The sequence below is a fragment of the Streptomyces sp. NRRL S-455 genome, from assembly GCF_000717875.1.
Lineage (GTDB): Bacteria > Actinomycetota > Actinomycetes > Streptomycetales > Streptomycetaceae > Streptomyces.
In genome coordinates this window covers 58,378-76,550 of record NZ_JOCT01000006.1, presented here as the reverse complement: position 1 = coordinate 76,550, position 18,173 = coordinate 58,378, and the positions used below count along the sequence as shown (strand labels likewise).

22 protein-coding genes and 1 tRNA gene are annotated in these 18,173 nt (G+C 68.2%); 7 read left to right on the top strand and 16 right to left on the bottom strand.

What is annotated here, in order from left to right; all coding sequences use genetic code 11:
- Positions 1-23: 23 nt before the first annotated feature.
- The gene (locus IE97_RS0110975; protein ID WP_030235742.1) at positions 24-488 is read right to left on the bottom strand and encodes a GatB/YqeY domain-containing protein; all 465 of its coding nucleotides are present in this window, start codon (positions 486-488) and stop codon (positions 24-26) included.
- A gap of 143 nt (positions 489-631) precedes the next feature.
- On the opposite strand from IE97_RS0110975, the gene IE97_RS0110970 reads away from it, so the two are divergent.
- The 3 genes from IE97_RS0110970 (at position 632) to IE97_RS0110960 (ending at position 2,633) form a co-directional block, all read left to right on the top strand.
- A complete protein-coding gene (locus IE97_RS0110970) occupies positions 632-1,558 on the top strand; it encodes a metallophosphoesterase (protein ID WP_030235734.1) in 927 nt (308 codons plus the stop codon).
- A 183-nt stretch (positions 1,559-1,741) separates the two neighbouring features.
- The gene (locus tag IE97_RS0110965) at positions 1,742-2,512 is read left to right on the top strand and encodes a Pr6Pr family membrane protein (RefSeq protein ID WP_030235731.1); all 771 of its coding nucleotides are present in this window, start codon (positions 1,742-1,744) and stop codon (positions 2,510-2,512) included.
- Between the two features lie 47 nt (positions 2,513-2,559).
- A tRNA-Pro gene (locus IE97_RS0110960) sits at positions 2,560-2,633 on the top strand.
- An 83-nt stretch (positions 2,634-2,716) separates the two neighbouring features.
- Here the strand turns inward: IE97_RS0110960 and IE97_RS0110955 are convergent.
- The 13 genes from IE97_RS0110955 to IE97_RS0110900 form a co-directional block, all read right to left on the bottom strand.
- Positions 2,717-3,943, bottom strand: a complete 1,227-nt coding sequence (locus tag IE97_RS0110955) for a site-specific integrase (protein WP_030235727.1) — start codon at positions 3,941-3,943, stop codon at positions 2,717-2,719.
- Between the two features lie 74 nt (positions 3,944-4,017).
- On the bottom strand, positions 4,018-4,227 hold the full coding sequence (locus IE97_RS0110950; RefSeq protein WP_030235725.1) for a helix-turn-helix domain-containing protein: 210 nt from the start codon (positions 4,225-4,227) through the stop codon (positions 4,018-4,020).
- 217 nt (positions 4,228-4,444) lie between these two features.
- Positions 4,445-5,620, bottom strand: a complete 1,176-nt coding sequence (locus IE97_RS0110945) for a DUF3631 domain-containing protein (protein ID WP_030235721.1) — start codon at positions 5,618-5,620, stop codon at positions 4,445-4,447.
- A complete protein-coding gene (locus IE97_RS40085) occupies positions 5,617-5,973 on the bottom strand; it encodes a hypothetical protein (protein WP_078603168.1) in 357 nt (118 codons plus the stop codon). Before IE97_RS40085 ends, IE97_RS0110945 begins: the two co-directional genes overlap by 4 nt.
- Complete coding sequence (locus IE97_RS0110940; protein ID WP_030235717.1) at positions 5,970-6,860, bottom strand: bifunctional DNA primase/polymerase; 891 nt, start codon at positions 6,858-6,860, stop codon at positions 5,970-5,972. The genes IE97_RS40085 and IE97_RS0110940 overlap by 4 nt, the downstream gene beginning before the upstream one ends.
- The gene (locus tag IE97_RS0110935) at positions 6,857-7,564 is read right to left on the bottom strand and encodes a DNA cytosine methyltransferase (RefSeq protein ID WP_030235710.1); all 708 of its coding nucleotides are present in this window, start codon (positions 7,562-7,564) and stop codon (positions 6,857-6,859) included. Before IE97_RS0110935 ends, IE97_RS0110940 begins: the two co-directional genes overlap by 4 nt.
- Before the next feature lie 136 nt (positions 7,565-7,700).
- Complete coding sequence (locus IE97_RS0110930; RefSeq protein ID WP_030235707.1) at positions 7,701-8,165, bottom strand: hypothetical protein; 465 nt, start codon at positions 8,163-8,165, stop codon at positions 7,701-7,703.
- A gap of 15 nt (positions 8,166-8,180) precedes the next feature.
- Entirely contained in the window at positions 8,181-8,372 is a 192-nt protein-coding gene (locus IE97_RS0110925; RefSeq protein ID WP_030235704.1) for a hypothetical protein, read from the bottom strand.
- 14 nt (positions 8,373-8,386) lie between these two features.
- A complete protein-coding gene (locus tag IE97_RS0110920; protein ID WP_030235701.1) occupies positions 8,387-8,644 on the bottom strand; it encodes a hypothetical protein in 258 nt (85 codons plus the stop codon).
- 141 nt (positions 8,645-8,785) lie between these two features.
- On the bottom strand, positions 8,786-11,011 hold the full coding sequence (locus IE97_RS0110915) for a cell division protein FtsK (protein ID WP_030235695.1): 2,226 nt from the start codon (positions 11,009-11,011) through the stop codon (positions 8,786-8,788).
- 91 nt (positions 11,012-11,102) lie between these two features.
- Complete coding sequence (locus tag IE97_RS0110910; protein WP_030235691.1) at positions 11,103-11,474, bottom strand: RRQRL motif-containing zinc-binding protein; 372 nt, start codon at positions 11,472-11,474, stop codon at positions 11,103-11,105.
- The gene (locus IE97_RS0110905; RefSeq protein WP_030235688.1) at positions 11,474-12,463 is read right to left on the bottom strand and encodes a DUF2637 domain-containing protein; all 990 of its coding nucleotides are present in this window, start codon (positions 12,461-12,463) and stop codon (positions 11,474-11,476) included. Before IE97_RS0110905 ends, IE97_RS0110910 begins: the two co-directional genes overlap by 1 nt.
- Positions 12,460-12,747 carry a hypothetical protein gene (locus IE97_RS0110900; protein WP_030235684.1) on the bottom strand — a complete coding sequence of 96 codons (288 nt, stop codon included), beginning with the start codon at positions 12,745-12,747 and terminating at the stop codon, positions 12,460-12,462. Before IE97_RS0110900 ends, IE97_RS0110905 begins: the two co-directional genes overlap by 4 nt.
- 624 nt (positions 12,748-13,371) lie before the next feature.
- Here IE97_RS0110900 and IE97_RS0110895 point away from each other — a divergent pair.
- Positions 13,372-13,707 carry a winged helix-turn-helix domain-containing protein gene (locus tag IE97_RS0110895; protein WP_234331801.1) on the top strand — a complete coding sequence of 112 codons (336 nt, stop codon included), beginning with the start codon at positions 13,372-13,374 and terminating at the stop codon, positions 13,705-13,707.
- 158 nt (positions 13,708-13,865) lie between these two features.
- Entirely contained in the window at positions 13,866-15,113 is a 1,248-nt protein-coding gene (locus IE97_RS0110890) for a hypothetical protein (protein WP_030235678.1), read from the top strand.
- Positions 15,114-15,266: 153 nt separating this feature from the next.
- Here IE97_RS0110890 and IE97_RS0110885 read toward each other — a convergent pair whose 3' ends face one another.
- Positions 15,267-16,355: a helix-turn-helix domain-containing protein gene (locus tag IE97_RS0110885; RefSeq protein WP_030235675.1), complete on the bottom strand. Its 1,089-nt coding sequence runs from the start codon at positions 16,353-16,355 to the stop codon at positions 15,267-15,269.
- Positions 16,356-16,390: 35 nt separating this feature from the next.
- Complete coding sequence (locus IE97_RS0110880) at positions 16,391-17,014, bottom strand: hypothetical protein (protein WP_030235672.1); 624 nt, start codon at positions 17,012-17,014, stop codon at positions 16,391-16,393.
- Positions 17,015-17,278: 264 nt separating this feature from the next.
- On the opposite strand from IE97_RS0110880, the gene IE97_RS42035 reads away from it, so the two are divergent.
- Together IE97_RS42035 and IE97_RS0110870 are read left to right on the top strand one after the other, a co-directional pair.
- Complete coding sequence (locus IE97_RS42035; RefSeq protein WP_158708269.1) at positions 17,279-17,431, top strand: hypothetical protein; 153 nt, start codon at positions 17,279-17,281, stop codon at positions 17,429-17,431.
- Positions 17,428-18,090, top strand: a complete 663-nt coding sequence (locus IE97_RS0110870) for a hypothetical protein (RefSeq protein WP_030235669.1) — start codon at positions 17,428-17,430, stop codon at positions 18,088-18,090. Before IE97_RS42035 ends, IE97_RS0110870 begins: the two co-directional genes overlap by 4 nt.
- The last annotated feature ends 83 nt before the right edge of the window (positions 18,091-18,173 follow it).

Genomic DNA, 18,173 nt, shown 5'->3' with positions numbered 1-18,173 from the left:
GCCCCTGCTTTCCCCTGAGGGGGTCAGCCGGCGAGCAGCTTCTTGACCACTGCGGCGACCCGGCCGCCCTCGGCCTGGCCGGCCACCTTCGGGTTCACGATCTTCATGACGGCACCCATGGCGCGCGGCCCCTCGGCACCGGCGGCCCTGGCCTCCTCGACGGCCTGGGCCACGATCTGCTGGAGCTCCTCGTCGGAGAGCTGCTTGGGCAGGTACCCGGCGAGCACCTCGCCCTCCGCCTTCTCCCGCTCGGCCTGCTCGGCACGACCACCCTGCGCGAAGGCCTCGGCCGCCTCGCGCCGCTTCTTCGCCTCCCGGGTGATCACCTTCTGCACCTCGTCATCGGAGAGCTCGCGCTTCTCCTTGCCCGCGACCTCCTCCTTGGTGATCGCGGCGAGCGTCAGCCGGAGCGTCGAGGAGCGGAGCTCGTCGCGCTCCTTGATCGCGGCGTTGAGGTCGTCCTGCAGCTTCGACTTGAGCGTGGTCATGGGATTGATTGTCGCAGGTGCGGGTGGGAAGGCGCCCTTGATTTGTGGGGCGGTGGTCGCGGTGGTCGAAGCACCGGTGCGGGCAGGGGGTTTCGGGCACCGCCCCGGCACGGGCAACGGCCCGGGTCTGACACGATGGACGTATGCGCGCACGATACGGAGTTCCCCTGGGGTTCACGGCGGCCGGCGCCGCCGGTCTGTTGTACGCGGCGGGCTTCGAGGCCCGCTCGTTCCGCCTCCGCCGGGTGACCGTCCCGGTCCTGCCGTCAGGGATGCGTCCCCTGCGCGTGCTCCAGGTCTCGGACATCCACATGGTCAGCGGCCAGCGCAAGAAGCAGCGCTGGCTGCGGTCCCTGGCGGGCCTGCGCCCCGACTTCGTGATCAACACGGGTGACAACCTCTCCGACCCGGAGGGCGTCCCGGAGGTCCTGGACGCGCTCGGCCCGCTGATGGAGTTTCCCGGTGCCTACGTCTTCGGCTCCAACGACTACTACGGCCCGAAGCTGCGCAACCCGGCCCGCTACCTGCTCGAGAAGGTCCAGGGCCGCCACGGCCTGAACGGCAACCCGCCGGCCGTCGGCGCGGTGCACAACCCGTGGGAGGACATCCGGGACTCCTTCGACGCGGGGGGCTGGCTCAACCTGACCAACACGCGCGGCACGCTCAAGATCGAGGGCGTCTCGGTGGAGCTGACCGGCCTGGACGACCCGCACATCAAGCGGGATCGCTACGACCAGGTGGCCGGCGGCCCGTCGGACGCGGCGGACTTCTCGATGGGCGTCGTCCACGCCCCGTACCTGCGCACCCTGGACGCCTTCACGGCCGACGCGTACCCCCTCATCCTGGCCGGTCACACCCACGGCGGCCAGTTGTGCATCCCCTTCTACGGCGCCCTGGTCACCAACTGCGACCTGGACACGGACCGGGTGAAGGGCCTGTCGACGCACACGGCGGAGGGCCGTACGTCGTACCTGCACGTGTCGGCGGGCTGCGGGACGAACCGCTACACACCGGTACGGTTCGCGTGTCCGCCGGAGGCGACGTTGCTGACGTTGGTGGGCCGGGAGTAGTCGGGACGGCCGGGTCGACGGGCCGCGGGTCGACGGGGCGACGGGACGGCTGGTCGACCTGACGACGGGGGGCTGTTCGACGGGGCGACGGGGCAGTGGCCGCGGAGCTACGGGGCGGTCGGGGTAACCCACACAGCCCCACCCACATCGCCCGCTATGTCCGCTTCTGTCAGCTTGGGTGGCATGACCGCCCCGATACCCAGAGACATACCGGACCTCCCCGCGATTCCGGGCACGCCCAGACTGAAGCCCTCCCCCGTCCCCGCCACGGCCGTCGTCCCCCCGTTCCGCCGGCCCGCGACCGCGGCCTTCCGCCTGCTGATCGCCCTGACGGCGGCACTGGGCGTGACACTCGAGCTGCTCCTGAGCGACTGGTCCCGAGCACTGGGCCACTTCGCGATCCAGACCAACATCCTCCTCGCGCTGGTCATGCTCGTCTCGGCCCACCGCGCCTGGACAGCCGGCCGCCCCCTGCCGGGCTCCCTACTGGGCGCGACCCTCCTCTACGTCGTCATCGCGACCCTCGTGCACCACCTGCTCCTGGCGAATCCGGGGAGCCCCTTCACTCTCACCGGCGCGGCCGCGACCCCGACGGGCTGGCCGGCCGTGGCCCACCACACCCTCCACACGGCGACGCCGATCGCGGCCGTACTGGACTGGCTCCTGCTCACGCCCCCGGGCCGGCTCCGCCTGCGCCAGGCCAGCAGCTGGCTCCTCTACCCCCTGGCCTACCTGGCCATCTCCCTCCTCCGAGGCGAAATCCTCCCCCCGGGCACCCCCGACCGCTACCTCTACCCCTTCCTGGACGTCGACCAGCACGGCTACCGGAAGGTCCTCGGCAACGCCCTCCTCCTGGGCCTGGCCTTCTACGCCTTGGCAGTCCTCCTCGTGGCGCTGGACCACGCCCGCCCGAACCCCGTCCGCCGCCGCTGGAAAACCGGATTTCGTCTCTAGCCACCGGTGGGCTAAAGTAAACGTCGTCGCCGCGACAGCAGCGACATCGGGGTGTAGCGCAGCTTGGCAGCGCGCTTCGTTCGGGACGAAGAGGTCGTGGGTTCAAATCCCGCCACCCCGACGCAGGTCAGAGGGCCAATCGCATGATCGCGATTGGCCCTCTTTCATGCCCGGGGGGCCAAACAGGGGGCCAAACGAATTTGATCAGGCCACCGCGTCGCCCTCTTCCTCGCCCTCCGCGTCCTGCCCTTCCTGATCTTCGGCAAAGATGTCGTCCATCGCTTCGGCGCCCTTCGTGATCACGGGCCTGAGCTGCTTCCGGTAGACCGCCTCAGTGGTTGCCTGACTGCTGTGCCCGACCAACAGGGCGATGGTCTCCAGCGGGATGCCGTGATCGGAGAGCAGAGACACGAAGCTGTGCCGAAGCTCTCGCGGGGTCCACTCGTGCGGCTTCAGGTCGACGCCGGGCACCTTCGCGGCCCTCGCGAGGATGGCGCGGAAGTCGCGCCGGACGTTGGCCGCATCCAACGGTTCACCGCTCCGCGTGGTGAAGACTCGGCCCGTTGGGCTCCACTCCATCCCTCTCGATGCCCGCTCCTGCTTCTGCCATCGCATGTGCTCTTCGAGGACTTCGACCACCTGTTTCGGCAGAGCGATGGTCCGCCGGCTCTTCCTGGTCTTGGTCTCGCCGTGCTTGCGCACCGAACGCCACACGGCGACGTGGGGCGGGATGCCGTCCTTCGTCTCCAGGAAGACGTGATCCCAGGTGAGGGGTCGCGCCTCCTCCGTGCGGACACCGCTGAGGAGTGAGAGCACGAGGTAGGCGTACAGCCGTGACGGGCGCGCGGCTGCGAGCACGGCTTTCGCCTGCTCCAAGTTGAGTGCCTTGCTCGGACGGCCGGGGCGCCCCTCCGGTGCGGTGACAAGTAGGGCGACGTTCCGCGCGGCCTTGTCCCGGCGCTGAGCGTGCGCGATGGAGCGGCGCAGGATGGCGAGCAGGTCACGCAGGCTCCGCGTCGCGAGGAATTCGGCCCTGCCGTCCAACCAGTCGTCGACATCGTCCGCGCTGAGTTCCTTCAGCTTGGCCTTGCCGATGAACGGGATCAGGTGCTTGTTCGCTATCGAGCGGTTCTTGCCGATGGTGCCCTTCTCGTCGCGCCCCTTCAGCCCGCGCTCCAACCAGTCGTTCACCGCGTCGGCCACGGTGTAGTTGGCCGGCGCCTTGACGCCTGTCTGCATCTCCTTTTTCAAGTCGCGGATCTTGTTGCGGACTTCAGTCTTCGTCTTGCCGTAGACCTTGGGGCGACGGCGCTTGCCGTTCGGGGCGTACCCCAGGGAAACGGCCCCGACATAGCTCTTCTTGACGGGGTCCCAGTAGATCGTGTCAGCACCGTGGCCAGCCCTTTGGGCGCGCTTCTGAGTCTCGGTCATGTTCTGTTGTGCCTCCATGGGACAGGGCCGCGCCCTGACGGACGCGGCCCTGTAGAACTGGGGTGGTGGGTAGTTCAGGCGGTGGCTTCTGCCTCGCGCTTGAGAAGTTCGACGTACCGCTCGATGTACTCCGGCGGCACGAGACGGCGACGGCCGATGCGGACGGTCTGAAGTCGTCCGAGGCGTATCTCCTCGTAGACCATCGAGCGTCCGATCCTGAGAGCCTTGGCGGCCTCTTCCGGCCGGTAGAGGAGCTGTTCGGCGGGTTCAGCGACGGTGGCCATGCGGCGGTGCCTCCTCGGCAGGGTTCCGGGGACGGTGGCCCCCTTCCTGTCAGGTCCGCTACTTCCGCTACCTCCGCTACCTCCCTGGTCAGGGGCATGATCGAGGTAGCGGATAGGCATGCGGGTAGCGGATGGAGCCGCTACCGGCCCCAGGTTTGTGACCACGGGGCGGGTAGCGGATGGGGCGTTGCGGTAGCGGATGCGGAGCGGCTTGCCGCTACCCGGAAACCGCCTCTGAGCTGCCCGGTAGCGGAGGTAGCGGAAGTAGCGCACTTTCCGCGGGGGGTGGGCAGTACCGCTGCCATGCGTCGTGCAGGTCGCTCGCGTAGTAGCCCTTCATGACGCTGCCGCCTGCCTTGATGTTGCGGGCCGCGATGGGGGTGTTGTCCGCGGTCATGTACTCCCGCAGCATCCGCGACAGCCCGCGGGCATCGAGCGGCTTGCCGCTCATGTCCGCCCATGGTGCCTCTTCGAGGCTGTGCAGCCTGTCGAGGATGGCGACGGTGGGCAGGCGGTCGATGCCGTTGAACACGTAGTCGCGCAGGTCCGTGAGCAGGCGGATGCCGATGCTGCCCTTATCGCTGGTCTTGGCCGCGTTGACCAGCTCGATACAAGCGCCGCGGGCCCGCTCCGGCCACGCACCGCCCGCGGCGTCGGCCACGGCGAGCAGGGGTTCCCAGACGTCCGCCGGTCGGTCGCTGATGCCCTCCGGAAGCTCCGGGAACACCCCGTCGACCAGGTGGCGCACGGACTGTGCCCAGGTGGCGAGCCGGTCGCGCAGCGCGTGGCCTTCCTTCTCGTGGATGCGCTGACGGAACGGCTCTACCTGCTCGTTCGGGGCGCGGCGGCGCATGCGGACGATGACCGAGCGCGTGAGGATCGTGTCCGGCAGCGAGCCGAGACCAGCGACCGCGACCCCGCAGAACGACGGGAACTCCTGTACCTGCTGGTTGGAGCCGTCCCCCACGCAGCGCCACATGACGCCGGAGCGCCGGTGACCGGCGTTCAGGAACCCGCGGAGCTGCTCGTTCTCTCCGGCCTTGGGCCCGAAGACGGTGTCGATCTCGTCGAACAGGATCGTGGGCCGTCCCTCCATCCCCGAGACCGCGCGGAAGAGTGCGGAGGCGGAGGCGTTGACCGCGACCATCGGTTGCGGCACGAGGGTTTCCACGATCTCCAGCGCGCGCGACTTACCCGAACCCGGCTCCGGCGACAGGAACGCGAGCCGCGGTGTGGAGTCGAAGCAGTCGAGCAGGTGCGCGTGCGCGTCCCACAGTGTCACGGCGACGTACGCGGCTTCGAGGGGGAAGATGTTGAAGCGGCGGTGGAAGGCTTCGACCTCATCGAGCAGTGCGGAGCCGTCCATGGCGGGTGCCAGCGGATTGGCGCTCATGCCGCCTGCCTCCCTTCCTGGTTGGTGCGGAGCGGGCATACGTTGCGGTGGGCGGTGTGGTCGTCGATCAGGGCGAGCACCTTCGTGTGACCGACGGCGCTGCGGTCCCTGCCGCAGAGGCACTTCGAGGTGGCGGTAGGCACGGCGCCGCGCGGTGCGCAGATGCACAGCCACGCGACCGGGAACCGTCCGTCGCCCGAGTGCGGGTCAGGACGAAGAGCAGAAGGGACGCCCTTGCGGGCGGCGCCTTTCGGCTCGCCCACGGCCGGAACGAGCGCAGCTTGTGCGGCGGCGTGCGGGCCGGTCGGGGTGGCGGGAAGGCTCTTCAGTGGGGGGCGGGAAGGGGTGCTCATGCCGCCCTCCGCTGACTGTTGCGGGCAATCGACCAGTTCAGACCGCTGCGAATGGTCGCCTCGCAGGACCGCGGCGACAGACCGGCCTGCTCCCCCGCCCACTGAAGAGCCTCCTCAACCTGCTCCCTGGGGAGGTCGCCCCACGCGATGAACCGTCCCAGGGCTCGCGCCGCACGGAGCAAGGTGGCGTTGCGCTCGCCCTCCGGAGCCTGCCGCACGGACGCGGTTTCCGCGTTCAAGCCCGCTGCGGCGTAGCTGGAGGCTCGAACGGCCGACGGTGCAGCCGTTAGTGCCCGCGGGTTCTGACGAGTCGCCAGACGAGCGCTGAGCCATTCCGGCAGAGGTGCGGGCGGCACGTCGTTGATGACCGCGTAGGCACCCGTGGGGGTGAGGCTGCCGGGGGCGACGACGTAGCCGCCCCACGCGCGGGTGTCGATGCGCTTGCCGAGTCGTCCGGCCGTGTTGCCGAGCCGGACGCCGGGCGGGGTGGTGAAGTACAGGTGGACCCCGCCGCTCGCGGTCCGCACCGTGCGGGTGGTGGGGACGGCGTGCCCGGCGCGCTCGCAGAGCGCCGTGAAGGTCGTCACGCCGTTAGGCGTGTCCGTACTGCTCTTGCGCTTGGGCATGTCGAGGTCGACGACGACCAGCCCGGACGGGCCAGTCGCGATGCCGACGTTGAACGGCAGGTCGCCCCACGCGCGGCGGATGCGGTCGGGGTCGATGGTGGCGCGCTCTTCCCACTTGCGGTGACCGCCGGCGCAGTCCCCGATGCCGGGGCAGACGTCTTCACCGTGCAGGGCCGGACGCTTGTCGCCGGGACGGAGCGGAAGGACGGCCCATCCCCGCTCCGCGGCGTCCAGGGCAGCGAACAGGAGGTGACGGTTCATGCCGCCACCCCCAGCGCGTTGGAGGTGAGGAAGGCACGGCCGATCCACTCCGTGTAGGCGGGCGGGATGGCCTCGGTCAGTTCCTCGCGCACGTCGGTCCATGTGATGCCCATCGCGGCCTGAAGCTCCGGGATGGACGGCTTGCCCCCGCCGTTGCCGTAAGCGGCGACGTACGGGCCGTCGTAGAACCGGCCGTGCCGGTAGCCGCGCACCCGCCCACGGTGCGGGACGTGCGCCGGCTGCTCGATGGTCCAGCCGCCCAACTCGAAGTTGCGGTGACGGATGACCCCGAGCCCGAACATCTCGCCGCACAGGGTCAGGTCTTTCCGGATCTCGGCACGGCCGTTGGGCTGCTCGATGACGTACGGCAGACCGGTCTTGTCGAGCAGGTCGCGGGTGGGCGCCACGAGGTCTTCGTGAGCGCCGCCCCATCCTTGGGAGGCGTTGGTTCCCACGGTGAGGGCACATCCGTGCTGACAGGGCGGGGACGCGTGCACGAACGCGTACCGCTCGATGTCACCGGACAGGATCAGCGCGGCGAGCCGTTCGAGCGCGTCACCCCGGTAGCACGGGAAGGGGTAGTTCGGCCGGTCGGCGATGTCGACACCGTCCACAACGAATCCGGCGCGGGCGTAGCCCACGGCGGCGCCGCCGGCGCACGAGAACAGATCGAGCAGGTGCGGCCGGAGCCGACCGCGCCTCATTGTAGTGGCATGGGCCGGACGGCCCTCGCCGAATGACGCTCGTTGGGTCATGCTGGATGTCTCCTGCTCTCTTGGAGGGACTGGAGAACCGGGGCGGGCGCAGGCTTTGGAGAGACGGCGCCCGCCTCGGGCGTAGCTAGCTGTGGAAGTGGTTGCGCTTGAAGACGGCCTTGCGGAGGTTGACCGTGGTCCCGCTGCGGTGGCTGCTCGCGCTGAACACCTGCACGGCGACCCAGCCGCCGAAGATGACGGCGGCGAGGGTGATGAGCTGAGTGATGAGCGCGGTCAGCGCGGTGATGAACGCGGTCAGCAGGAACAGTCCGCCACAGACGGCGCCGAAGCCGATGCCCCCGAGAGCGATGTTCACTGCCGCGCGGGAGACGGGCGGCTTAGCCGCGACCGGCTCGGGCTTGGCGGGTTCGAGAGCGTAGCCGGTGACGACGCGGCCGTCCGGCAGGACGATGCTCGTCACCGCCGGGATCGTGCCCGGCTGCACCGGCACGACCGGCGTCGGCGGCAGCGGGGCGAGCGGAGTAGGCCGGTGGACTTCCACGGTCGCCTCACGACGGCCGGTCACGAGGGGCTTGACGGGCTCGTTCATGGTTGAGGTCTCCTGTCAGCCGAGGTCGTTGAGGGTGTCGGCGCACGCCTGCACGAGGTTGTGGATGGGCTCGTACGCACCGGTCCCGGCGGCGAAGAAGCCGAAGAGGAACAGGACGAGTGCCGCGCCTCCTCCGGCGGACTTGGTCTTGACGGCGAGGGCGGAGGCGGCGCCGAACAGCAGCACGGCGGAGATGTTGAGGATCATTGGGAGCCTTCCGGTCAGGGGGTGTCGGTACCGGCGCGGTAGATGCGGGCCCAGCGGTTGTAGAGCCAGCGGCCGACGCGTATGCGCTTGCCGGTGGCCTTGCAGCGGCGGCAGTCCTTGCCGCGCTTCATGCGGCCCTTGCGGTCGGTCTTCATGGCGAAGCCCCAGCCGTTGCACTTGCGGCAGTTGCCGAACGGCGAGGCAGCACACACCGCGACGTAACACAGCGTTACGCCAAGAACCAGGGTGATAGCGAGCAGGGCAGAGGTCATGACGGGCCCTTCCAGGCGGGTTTCAGGGGTTTCCGCAGGTGGGCCGCTATCCGCTAGCGGCCTGATCAGAGCGGGTTTGGGGCGCTAGCGGGGCCGCTAACGTTAGCGGGGTGTGCCGCTAGCGCTAGCGGCCCCGGAGCCTCAGCCCGCGTCCCGCTTTCCGTCACGCTCCGCAATCGCAGCGACGATGTGGGAGCGGTCGATGCCGCGCCGGTTGACGACCTTGCCCTTCACGCGGCGGCCCACCTGGATGGTGGACACGCCGTGCGGCTTCAGGGCCGCGGCCAGTCCCTCGGGGTCCCAGCCTTCGTAGACCTCCTCGCGCAGCTCTGCGAGCCGGGCGACGACGGTCTCGGACCACACCTTGGGCTCATCGGCCGGCACTACGGCGAGGATGTCGCGCAGCAGGTCATACGCGCTGGTGACCGGCTCGGGTGCCTCGCCGAGCGCGTGCCCGGACAGGGTGCCCGCTTCCTCGCGCAGGCGGCGGGCGCGGGCGCCGATGGTGTCGGCGTCGCGGCCGTCGACGTAGATGGCGCGCACGATCCGGGCGTCGGAGCCTTCACCGACGAAGTAGTGAATGCCCTTGTCACCCCAGGCGAACATGGTCGCCCGCACGCCGCGCTTGTACGCGGACGTGCCGAGCACCATGTCGTTTTCGAGCTGGCCCATGACCTTCAGGCACCAGCGGGCCGACGCGTTCGCGCTGATGCCGGTGGGCAGTGCCTTGGCGTCCGGGCGCTGCGTGGCGAGCAGCAGCACAATGCCGGTGGCCGGACCGCGCTTGACCAGGTCGGTTGCGATCTCCTCGAACTCCTTGGCGTGCTCGGGGTGCTCGAAGAGCACCTGGCACTCATCCACGCCGATCACGATCGGGTGCAGACCTAGGGAGCGCTTGTCGGCAAGGGCGCTGGTCACCTTCGACTCCGGGCAGACGTCCCGCGGAAGCGAGCGGATCACCTTGGTGCGGCGCCGCAGTTCCTCGCGCAGCGCTCGGAAGTCGTTCAGGCAGTACTCGATGGACTCGTCGTCGTCGCCCGCGGCGTGGCGGTGGGAGACGGCGTCGCCGACCGGGTCGAGGTCGCCGGTGCCCTTCATGTCGTAGGTGTGCAGCTCCGCCCGCGGGTCCAGCGCGGCGATGAGCAACAGCAGGCGGAGCAGGAAGGTCTTGCCCATGCGCGGGATGGCGCCGATGACGCCCGCGATGTACATCAGCGTGGCTTCGACCCAGCGTCCGCGCTGGTCGGTGCCGTAGGCGACCGGCTTGAACAGGTCGACCGAACCCGACTTGAGCAGCGGCCACTTGGGCTGCTTGGCGCGGGACATGTCCTGGTCACCGACCCAGAGCACGAGGTGACCGGTGTGCTCATCCGGCACCGCCTCGGGCCACACACAGCCCAGCGGGCGGCGTAGGCCGGAGGCGAGCCGGTCGCGACGCTCGATGACGTCGGTCACCGTGACGCCGTACGGGAGGTTGCCCTCCGCGCGCCAACCGGGGCCGTCTCGGGTGATCGGGGCGGTGAACTCGAACCCGTCCCGTCCTTTGGCCTGCGCCTGGTTGATGGCGGGGATGCCGAGCGCCCCGAGCGCACGCAGCACGATGTCACTGGTGAGCTTGACCGCCTTGGGCAGTTCCACAGCCCTGTGGATGACCGGTGCGTCCGCCTGCTGGCCGGCGTAGCCGAGCGCCATCACGATCGCGCTTACCGATACGGCCTGAAGCCAGCCGGGGGCGAGCACGTACATGGCGAGCGCGGCCCCGAGCCCAACGAACATCGCGAGCACCGTCACGAGGGTGCGCAGTCGGACGCGTCCGTCGCGCTGCCGCGACAGCTTCAGGTACTCCGCGGCGTCCTCACGGCGGACCGCGGCGAGTCGGACCGGCTCGCCCTCGCGGTCGGCCACCCACCGCATCGTGCCGCCCACGAACCGGGCGGCACCGGTCGGGGCTTGCAGGGCGAGCCGGGCGGCGTAGACCGGGGCACGCAGCGCGTGATAACCGGCAGCGTGCGCGTAGTGGCGGGCCACCCACGCCGTGGCGGTCCGCAGCTCCGCGACCGACCGCAGCCACACGGGAACGACCGCACGGCGCTGTGCGCCGCGCAGCCGACCGAGGTAGCCCGGACCGGTCGCGGTCGGTGTCGGTTGGTCGACCATCACGGGTGCGGTCGGGTCGGCCGACTCGGCGCCCGACCGCGCGGTGTCGGAGTCGGCCGACGGGTCGGAGTCGGGTCGGGTAGTCGGGTCGGCCGACTCAGTACGGGCCGACCGCGCCTTGTCGAGGTCGACTACCTCGCCCCCGGAGTCGGCGCTCATCTCCGCTTCGAGTCGGTCGAACAGTTCGTTGTCGTCGTCGGGGTGCTTCACTGAAGGTCCCTTCCAATGGGAGGAAGGCGGGGCCGGTCCGTCGCTGTAGGAGGTGAGCGGACGGGCCCCGCCGGATCGTTGTGCGGTGTGTTCAGGCGGCGCGCTGTTCCTCGGGGTAGGCGCACGGCACGCACATGCCGAGCGAGGTAGGGATGACGTATCCGGCGTCCTGTCGGCAGGCCGGACAGACACGGCGGGCGCGGTTCGCCTTGGCGAGCGCGGCCCACTTGCCCGGTGTCATCGGCCGGACGGGCTTGGCTCGGTCGACGCGGTAGAGGTAGGCGACCAGCGGGCCGCGCCGGTAGCGCGGGCGCAGCACCTGAGCCGCGATGGGCTGCCCACCGGGCCGTAAGCCGCGGGCCCGTAACTGCCGTTTGGTGGCGAGTCCGTCGGGGGCGTAGCGCCACGGGTAGGTGGGCAGTCCGTGCCTCGCGCCGGTCGGGTCGAAGCACTTGGCGAACATCAGGCAGCCTCAGCCGTCGTGCCGTCGCCCTGCGAGTCGTCCACGGAGTGCAGTGGACGGCTGTCGGCGCGCTCTGCCTTCAACTGCTCGCGCAGCTTGCGGGCGTTGGCCTGCGAGACGTGCACGGCGGTGCGGATGCGGTCCGCGGTCAGCTCCGCCTCGGTCCACTCCGCGGTGGCCGAGCGCGCCTCAGTCAGCAGCTCTTCGAAGGTTCGCTGCGTCTTGGCCTTGCCCTTGGCAGAGGGCCGACGGCGCGGGCGCTGCTTGGGCTCAGCCATGGGTGCCGGCGGATTCTCCACCGGGGGCGGTGCGGGCGTCTCCTGCTCGGCAGCGGGGGCCAGGTCGCCCATGCGCAGCATCACGCGCTCGCGCCGCGGGGTCTTCGAGCGCCACTTGCGGCCGTAGCGCTCGCGCAGGTCCGCGCGGGCCAATTGCCGCTCCTTCTCCCGCGCTAGCGCCTCGGAGTAGGAGGTGACCTCCCACAGCGTCATGCGGCGCCATAGCGCGAAGGTGGAGGGGAAGGCGAGCAGCCAGCGGGAGAACCGGATCTTTTCCATGCGGCGACCGGTGGCGGCGCCGATCCGCACGGCGTAGATGTGCGCGCCGATCTCGGAGAACACCACCCACAGCAGCGGCATGGTGCCGTGCGCGACCTTGGCCGACAGGGAGTGTCCGGCCGCGATGTTCAGCCCGCACGTGATCAGCGTGAGCGCCCAGGGCACGAACCGCACCCACGCGAGCGCCATATCCATGCGGATCAGCAGCAGGTTGGCGACGGTGAACACGGGGATGGCCACGTCGATCCCGACCGGCAGCATCCACGGCTCGCCGAATCCCCAGCGGGCCGCGGCAGCGGAGACCGCGTCGAAGGAGGAGATCAGACCGAGCGCGCCGACGCCGGCAGCGGCGAGCGCTCCGAGTCCGGCGAGCCCCATTTCCGGGCGGGTCAGCGGCGGCACGGCCGGACGCTCGATGGTCTGCGTCGTCATGCCGCCATCCCCTTGCGCATCGCACGGTGTCGGGCGGGGCGCGGCAGCGGGATGACGTCGAACAGCTCCGGGTGCGTGTCGATGACCTCGGCAGCGATCCGGGCGACGTCGTCGGCAAGGCCGGGGTTGTCGGCGAGGATGTCACGGGCCGCGTCCAGGCGGGCCGCGCGCTCCTGCTCGTTCTCGCCCTCGACTCCGAGCCACAGCTCAACCGGGGTGCCAAGGGCAAGCTCGATGAAGTCGTTCGCGGAGACGGCCTGATGACCGCCGATGTACGCACGCATGGCAGGGCTCCTGAAGGTGGAGGGACAGGAAGACCGCCGGGGCGGGCGCAGGCTTTGGAGAGACGGCGCCCGCCCTGCGGCGGAAGGGAAAGTCAGACTCGAAAGTCGTTGTGGACACCGGGCTCCGGCTCCCCTCAACCCCGTCCGTACGGGACCGCTCCGCAGAGCTCCCGGACGGACGAGGCGAGCAACCGGCGCGGCGCTATCCGCCGCGATTCGGTGGAAGGTGACCGGTTGGCCGCGGCACTCCGAGGTGCTCGCGGACCGGGGATGGAACGGCGCCACCGTGCCGGTCGATCACGGCCGCGCCCATCGCTTTCGTCGACTCACTGCCACTCCTTTAGGCGTCTGAACAGGGGATACGCACTGCAAGGGGGACTGTGTCCCCACCCTCCGGCCGTTGCTCGCGGTCACCGGGCCACCTCGCCAGTCGGGCCGAAGCCCTGTCCCCTGGCCTTTAGCGGGATTGCAGCGTCCCCGCCCTATGCATTCGTGCAGGTCAAGCGGCTGTTTCCCGAGGATTCGGGAGGCGCCGCTCGTTGACTAGCTTGCACTAGTCTGCTGTGGTTCACAACCCCCGTGGGGTGATGCGCGCTAGTTCGCTGTGATGGGTACGCTCAGAGCATGACTGTCACAGGAGGGCCGAAGCCGAAAGCGGTGCAGGTCGCGGACGCACTTCGCGACGACATCAAGAAGATGAAGCCGGGAGACAAGCTCCCGTCACAGCGAGAGCTGATGGACCGATTCGGATTCGCGAGCCAGACCATCCAGAACGGCTTGGCCGCGCTCCGATCCGAAGGACTGATCGTCTCTGCCGGGAACCTCGGCAACTTCGTCAGCGAGGGGGCTGCCCCCACCAGCGACGTGCGCGACGACATCAAGGAAATCCGCTCCCAGATTCAGGCGTTGACTGAACGGGTCGTAGCGCTCGAAGAGCGTTCCGCCCCGGGTGGTGCGTGATCTGCAACCAGCATGCGAGGAAGGGGAGTTGTGTCGTAAGTGACAGCCAGGGGACGACGAAGCGGAGGTGGGGACATGTCCAGTGACACCCCTGTGTCCCCTTCCCTGTCCCCCTGGCTCGCGGGTGAGACTCGGAGTAGGCACTCGGAGGAGGGCACATGACCGACGACAGGCCCGCATGGGCGCGGCGCATCGCTGCCGAACGAGCGGCCCGTGACTGGTCGCAGCGTGACGCGGTAAGGGCGCTGCGGGCGCACGCTCCCACGGAGCTGCCCGCAGAGGACAGCATGATTCGCCAGTGGAAGCGCTGGGAGTCAGGCCAGACGCCGAACGACTTCTACCAACCGATCATCGCGGCCCTCTTCGGCACCGTGACTCACGCGCTCTTCCCGGCGCCCTCACGGCGGGATGGAGACAGGGAGATCCTGGCAGCGTCCGGCATGGAGACGCTGGAGATCGTGAGCCGTCTCAACCGGTCCGACGTCGACAACGCCACGCTTGATGCCCTGCGGATCACGGCGGACCGGCTCGCCTCGGAGTACCCGTTCATGCCGAGCGAGCAGCTTCTCATCGAGGGACGGCAGTGGCTGCGCCGCGTCGTCGACCTCCACACAAAGAGCCTCACGCTCGCACAGCACCGCGAAGTGCTCGCACTGTCTGGTTGGCTCGCCCTACTCGTCGGCTGTGTCGAGTACGACACGGGCGCACGCCACGCGGCCGAGTCGACGCGACAGGCTGCACTCTCGCTCGCGACCGAGGCTGACCATGCGGAGGTCGCCGGGTGGGCGCACGAGATGCGGGCCTGGTTCGCTCTCACTACCGGCGACTACCGGGGCGTGATTGCAGCTGCTCAGGCCGGAGCCGAGAGGGCTCCGCACGCTGGCGTTGCCGTACAGCTCGCTGGCCAGGAGGCCAAAGCGTGGGCGCGGATCGGGGACCGCCGGCAAGTCGAGGTGGCCTTGGACAAGGGACGGCGTTTGCTCGAAGGGATGCCGTACCCCGAGAACCTGGACAACCACTTCGTGGTGGACCCAGCCAAGTTCGATTTCTACGCGATGGACTGCTACCGCCTGGTCGGCGAAGACAAGCTTGCGCGCACGCTCGCCGAAGAGGTGCTGAAGGCAGGAACTGACTTCGACGGCACCGAACGCTCACCCATGCGCAACGCGGAAGCGCGCGTCACGCTCGGAGTCACGGCGGCGCGTGAGGGCGACTTGGAGCAGGCACTCATCATGGGTGAGCGGGCCCTCGAAGGGGACCGTCAGTCGATTCCGTCGCTCATCATGACCAGCCGCGAACTCGCTGCCGAGATGAAGCGCCGGTATGCCGCAGAACCCGCAGCACAGGACTACCTCGCACGACTGCACGCGCTCGGCCAAGAGAAGCCTGGGTTCTTGCCACAGTGAGCGCTCACAGCGGCACTAGAGGAGGGTGTTCGCTTCCTGATGTTCGCGAATGGTGAGCCGATCGCGACCCTGCAAGTGGATGACTTCGCCGACCAACCTTGCGCACCGCCGCTCAGGGGCCCTTTCCAGCGCCCGACCGGAAGGATACCTGCTCTACGACGTGATTAGGCGAAGATCTGGACGCCTGCCACCGGTTTCCTGTCGACCGCCGTCCAAGGCCAGCGGAACCAGGCCAAAGACGTGCAAGTTGAGTTCATCTAGCGTGAGGCTCAAGTCATGGGCCATAGCGGACGACGAGATATGATTGGCCCTAAGCGTCGTGAAAACCTTGCTCAGCAACTGAGAAGTCTCTCGCGGAATTCCGTTTGGCTCCCCGGACCTGTAGCCCATCTGCGATAGATGCTTGATCGTGTTCCTATAGCTCCACTCTGAAATTAGGTCAAGGTCTCGCAACCTGTAAGCGAGAGCTACCGCTGCCACCTTCCACTTCAATTTTGCGCTAAGGATTCTAGTGGAGTCGGCTTGGTGAAGCATTTGAGCGAGAATCCCCGCTTGCGGCATCAGGAAGGCGGAGGCGAACTTCTGCGCTTCCTGTTCCGCTTCGGGCCCGTGTGGAATCCTATGCTCGGAATGCAGAACGAGGTGCCCGAGTTCGTGCGCTGCATCGAACCTTCCGCGTTCGCCACTCTTTTCGAGGTTCAAGACAACGAATGGCTTAGTCCTGTTCCAGCGGAAAGAGAACGCATCAACGGCACTGCAATCAGCAGCCAAAGAGAAAACGCGGACGCCGTGCGCCTCCAGAAGGTGCACCATGTTGGGGATGGGGGCTTCGCCCAGCCCCCACAGTGCACGCACCCGTTCAGCGGCCTGCTCGGGCGCTAGATGCGGGAGAGTGGGAACGTCAGGCGTCGGCAGGTCAAACCGCTCTTCGACCCAGCGATTAATGTCGACCACGATCCGGCCGGCGCCGCGAGCGGCATCCCGGTCCAACGCACTGATCTTGGACAGGGCGCGGAAGCTAACGGCGTCTACTTCGATTTCCTCCACGTCGGACGCGGAGAAGAAGGCCACTGGTAGCTCCAGTGCTTGGGCCAGTGTTTGCAAAGTCTCCGCTGTCGGGTTCTTGTGCCCATTTTCGTAAGCGGTGAGGCTGCGTACCGAGATTCCTGACTCCCTGGCGAGGCTGGCAAGCGTCATGCGACGCCTTTTCCGAGCAAGCACCAACCGTGAGGAAGTCAGCATAATCTCTTCTTCTCCTGACTCGTGGAGTCTCTAGTCTACATGACCCCCTTGAACTGCACGGGCACGACCACCGCTTTCTCTACGGGGGCTTCATCGAGCTTCTTAATGTCGTACTTCGGCCCAGTTAGCGGGTTATCCGTCAGGATAATCCGCTCGCGCCAGGTATCGACATAGTCGTCGTGCATGTCAACTGGCAGGGACAGTTCGAATAGCAAACCGCTCTCGGTGGACTTGTAGAGCAGGAACCAGGTGGGAATTTCAAACAGCGGCAGCTGTTCAAAATTCCGCTGAACGAGCTGGCGAATCGCCGAACCTTTTGGATTCTTCGCCCGCACTTCACCGGACCAGCTTGCTTTTTCATCCATCACCTTTCCTGCCCCGCTGATGGCGGTGATCGCCATCAGGCCGGAGGGGTGGAAGGTTCTGAGGATGTTCTGGGCGTTGCTGTAGGTCCAGCCCTGACGTTGCAGCCGCTCCCGGAAGAGCCGGTTCGCGCGGGACCAGAAGGTGAACCCGGCCATGCCGGGCGCGTCCAGTTGCGTGCTCAGGCGAGCCTCTGCGGCTGCACCCTTCAGCGGCTCGTACAGGTCGCTGGGGGTGAGGCCAAGCGTCCGCAGACGTTCCACAGCCTGCACGCCAATGTGGCAAACGGGTTCCATGCGGCCTCCGTTGGGGGTCGGTTCCAAGAATCGTACCTCAAATGAGGGTCGATTTTTGGAACTTGGTGAGGTGCTGGTCAGTAGGTGACGGCACCTCACCAACGCCAGTTCCGGGCGCACTTCGACCGCGTCGGGGGCAACGTGCATCGCTCGGCTCGGCGAGCGGCGGCTCCCTCGTGTCGCGCTGATCCAACTCCCGGACGGACAAGCCCCATCGGTCGTACCGTCACAGCACCGACCCACCCGAGACGACCAGGAGAGAGCGTGATCGAGTACGTGGCCCGATCCGGGCCCCCCGAAGCCAGGAACTGCCCGGCCTTCATCAGCGACGCATGCCGCCAACAGGTCGCCGGCGCAGGCATCGTCACCTGGGCCACCGCCATCGGAGACGGCCGCACTAACGGGGGAATGCAGTGACAGGCAAGCAGCTCACACCGCAGAACGCGACGGTCACCACCGCAACCATCCAGGTGCAGGCCCTGACCATCGGCAAAAAGCAGGTCACCCTCGCTGTCTTCCGGCAGCTCGAAGACGAAGCAATCATCAAGCCCCTCGACGCTGGCTTGGCTGGCGAACCCTGGGGGCGCGTCAACTACCACCCAGACAAGTGCGCCGACGAGAAGGAGCACATCCATGTCGTCTGGCAGAAGGGCGACGAGCTGCGCCGCGCCACCGTGTACGCACCGTCAGTTGCCGCGTACAAGCACCCGACCGCCGGCCTGTACGTCGAGGCCCTCATAGCCGAAGGGCTCGATCACAGGGACCCCCGAGCCAGCAGCGCTGGGGGAGCTGATCGCATTCAGGTGGTGAAGGCTGGGCGAGAGGGCGGAGCGGGCCTCACGCGCTTCACATACCACGGCGTGCAGTTCCACGGGCCAGTCCGGTCCGACTTCCTCACCGTGTTCCACAACCACTACTTCCGGCGCGACGAGGGCGAGAACCTCTGGCACCGAGTACGGCATGTGGCTGGCCCCGAAGCTACGTCGGAGAGCATCGCCACCGGCCTCCCAGCCCTCGCCTACAACACCTCGTGGCGACAACTGAAGGATCTTCCGCAGCTGTTCATCGCGGTCTAACAGCACGACGGCGGGGCCCGACCGAACCAGGCCTCGGCCACCTCCCCACTCTCCAGCCCCTCATCTGATCAGCGCAGATATAG

Bases quoted from the DNA above. Each gene is read 5' to 3' on its own strand.
- IE97_RS0110975 (WP_030235742.1), bottom strand. From the start codon at position 488: ATGACCACGCTCAAGTCGAAGCTGCAGGACGACCTCAACGCCGCGATC.
- IE97_RS0110970 (WP_030235734.1), top strand. From the start codon at position 632: ATGCGCGCACGATACGGAGTTCCCCTGGGGTTCACGGCGGCCGGCGCC.
- IE97_RS0110965 (WP_030235731.1), top strand. From the start codon at position 1,742: ATGACCGCCCCGATACCCAGAGACATACCGGACCTCCCCGCGATTCCG.
- IE97_RS0110955 (WP_030235727.1), bottom strand. From the start codon at position 3,943: ATGACCGAGACTCAGAAGCGCGCCCAAAGGGCTGGCCACGGTGCTGAC.
- IE97_RS0110950 (WP_030235725.1), bottom strand. From the start codon at position 4,227: ATGGCCACCGTCGCTGAACCCGCCGAACAGCTCCTCTACCGGCCGGAA.
- IE97_RS0110945 (WP_030235721.1), bottom strand. From the start codon at position 5,620: ATGAGCGCCAATCCGCTGGCACCCGCCATGGACGGCTCCGCACTGCTC.
- IE97_RS40085 (WP_078603168.1), bottom strand. From the start codon at position 5,973: ATGAGCACCCCTTCCCGCCCCCCACTGAAGAGCCTTCCCGCCACCCCG.
- IE97_RS0110940 (WP_030235717.1), bottom strand. From the start codon at position 6,860: ATGAACCGTCACCTCCTGTTCGCTGCCCTGGACGCCGCGGAGCGGGGA.
- IE97_RS0110935 (WP_030235710.1), bottom strand. From the start codon at position 7,564: ATGAGGCGCGGTCGGCTCCGGCCGCACCTGCTCGATCTGTTCTCGTGC.
- IE97_RS0110930 (WP_030235707.1), bottom strand. From the start codon at position 8,165: ATGAACGAGCCCGTCAAGCCCCTCGTGACCGGCCGTCGTGAGGCGACC.
- IE97_RS0110925 (WP_030235704.1), bottom strand. From the start codon at position 8,372: ATGATCCTCAACATCTCCGCCGTGCTGCTGTTCGGCGCCGCCTCCGCC.
- IE97_RS0110920 (WP_030235701.1), bottom strand. From the start codon at position 8,644: ATGACCTCTGCCCTGCTCGCTATCACCCTGGTTCTTGGCGTAACGCTG.
- IE97_RS0110910 (WP_030235691.1), bottom strand. From the start codon at position 11,474: ATGTTCGCCAAGTGCTTCGACCCGACCGGCGCGAGGCACGGACTGCCC.
- IE97_RS0110905 (WP_030235688.1), bottom strand. From the start codon at position 12,463: ATGACGACGCAGACCATCGAGCGTCCGGCCGTGCCGCCGCTGACCCGC.
- IE97_RS0110900 (WP_030235684.1), bottom strand. From the start codon at position 12,747: ATGCGTGCGTACATCGGCGGTCATCAGGCCGTCTCCGCGAACGACTTC.
- IE97_RS0110895 (WP_234331801.1), top strand. From the start codon at position 13,372: ATGACTGTCACAGGAGGGCCGAAGCCGAAAGCGGTGCAGGTCGCGGAC.
- IE97_RS0110890 (WP_030235678.1), top strand. From the start codon at position 13,866: ATGACCGACGACAGGCCCGCATGGGCGCGGCGCATCGCTGCCGAACGA.
- IE97_RS0110885 (WP_030235675.1), bottom strand. From the start codon at position 16,355: ATGCTGACTTCCTCACGGTTGGTGCTTGCTCGGAAAAGGCGTCGCATG.
- IE97_RS0110880 (WP_030235672.1), bottom strand. From the start codon at position 17,014: ATGGAACCCGTTTGCCACATTGGCGTGCAGGCTGTGGAACGTCTGCGG.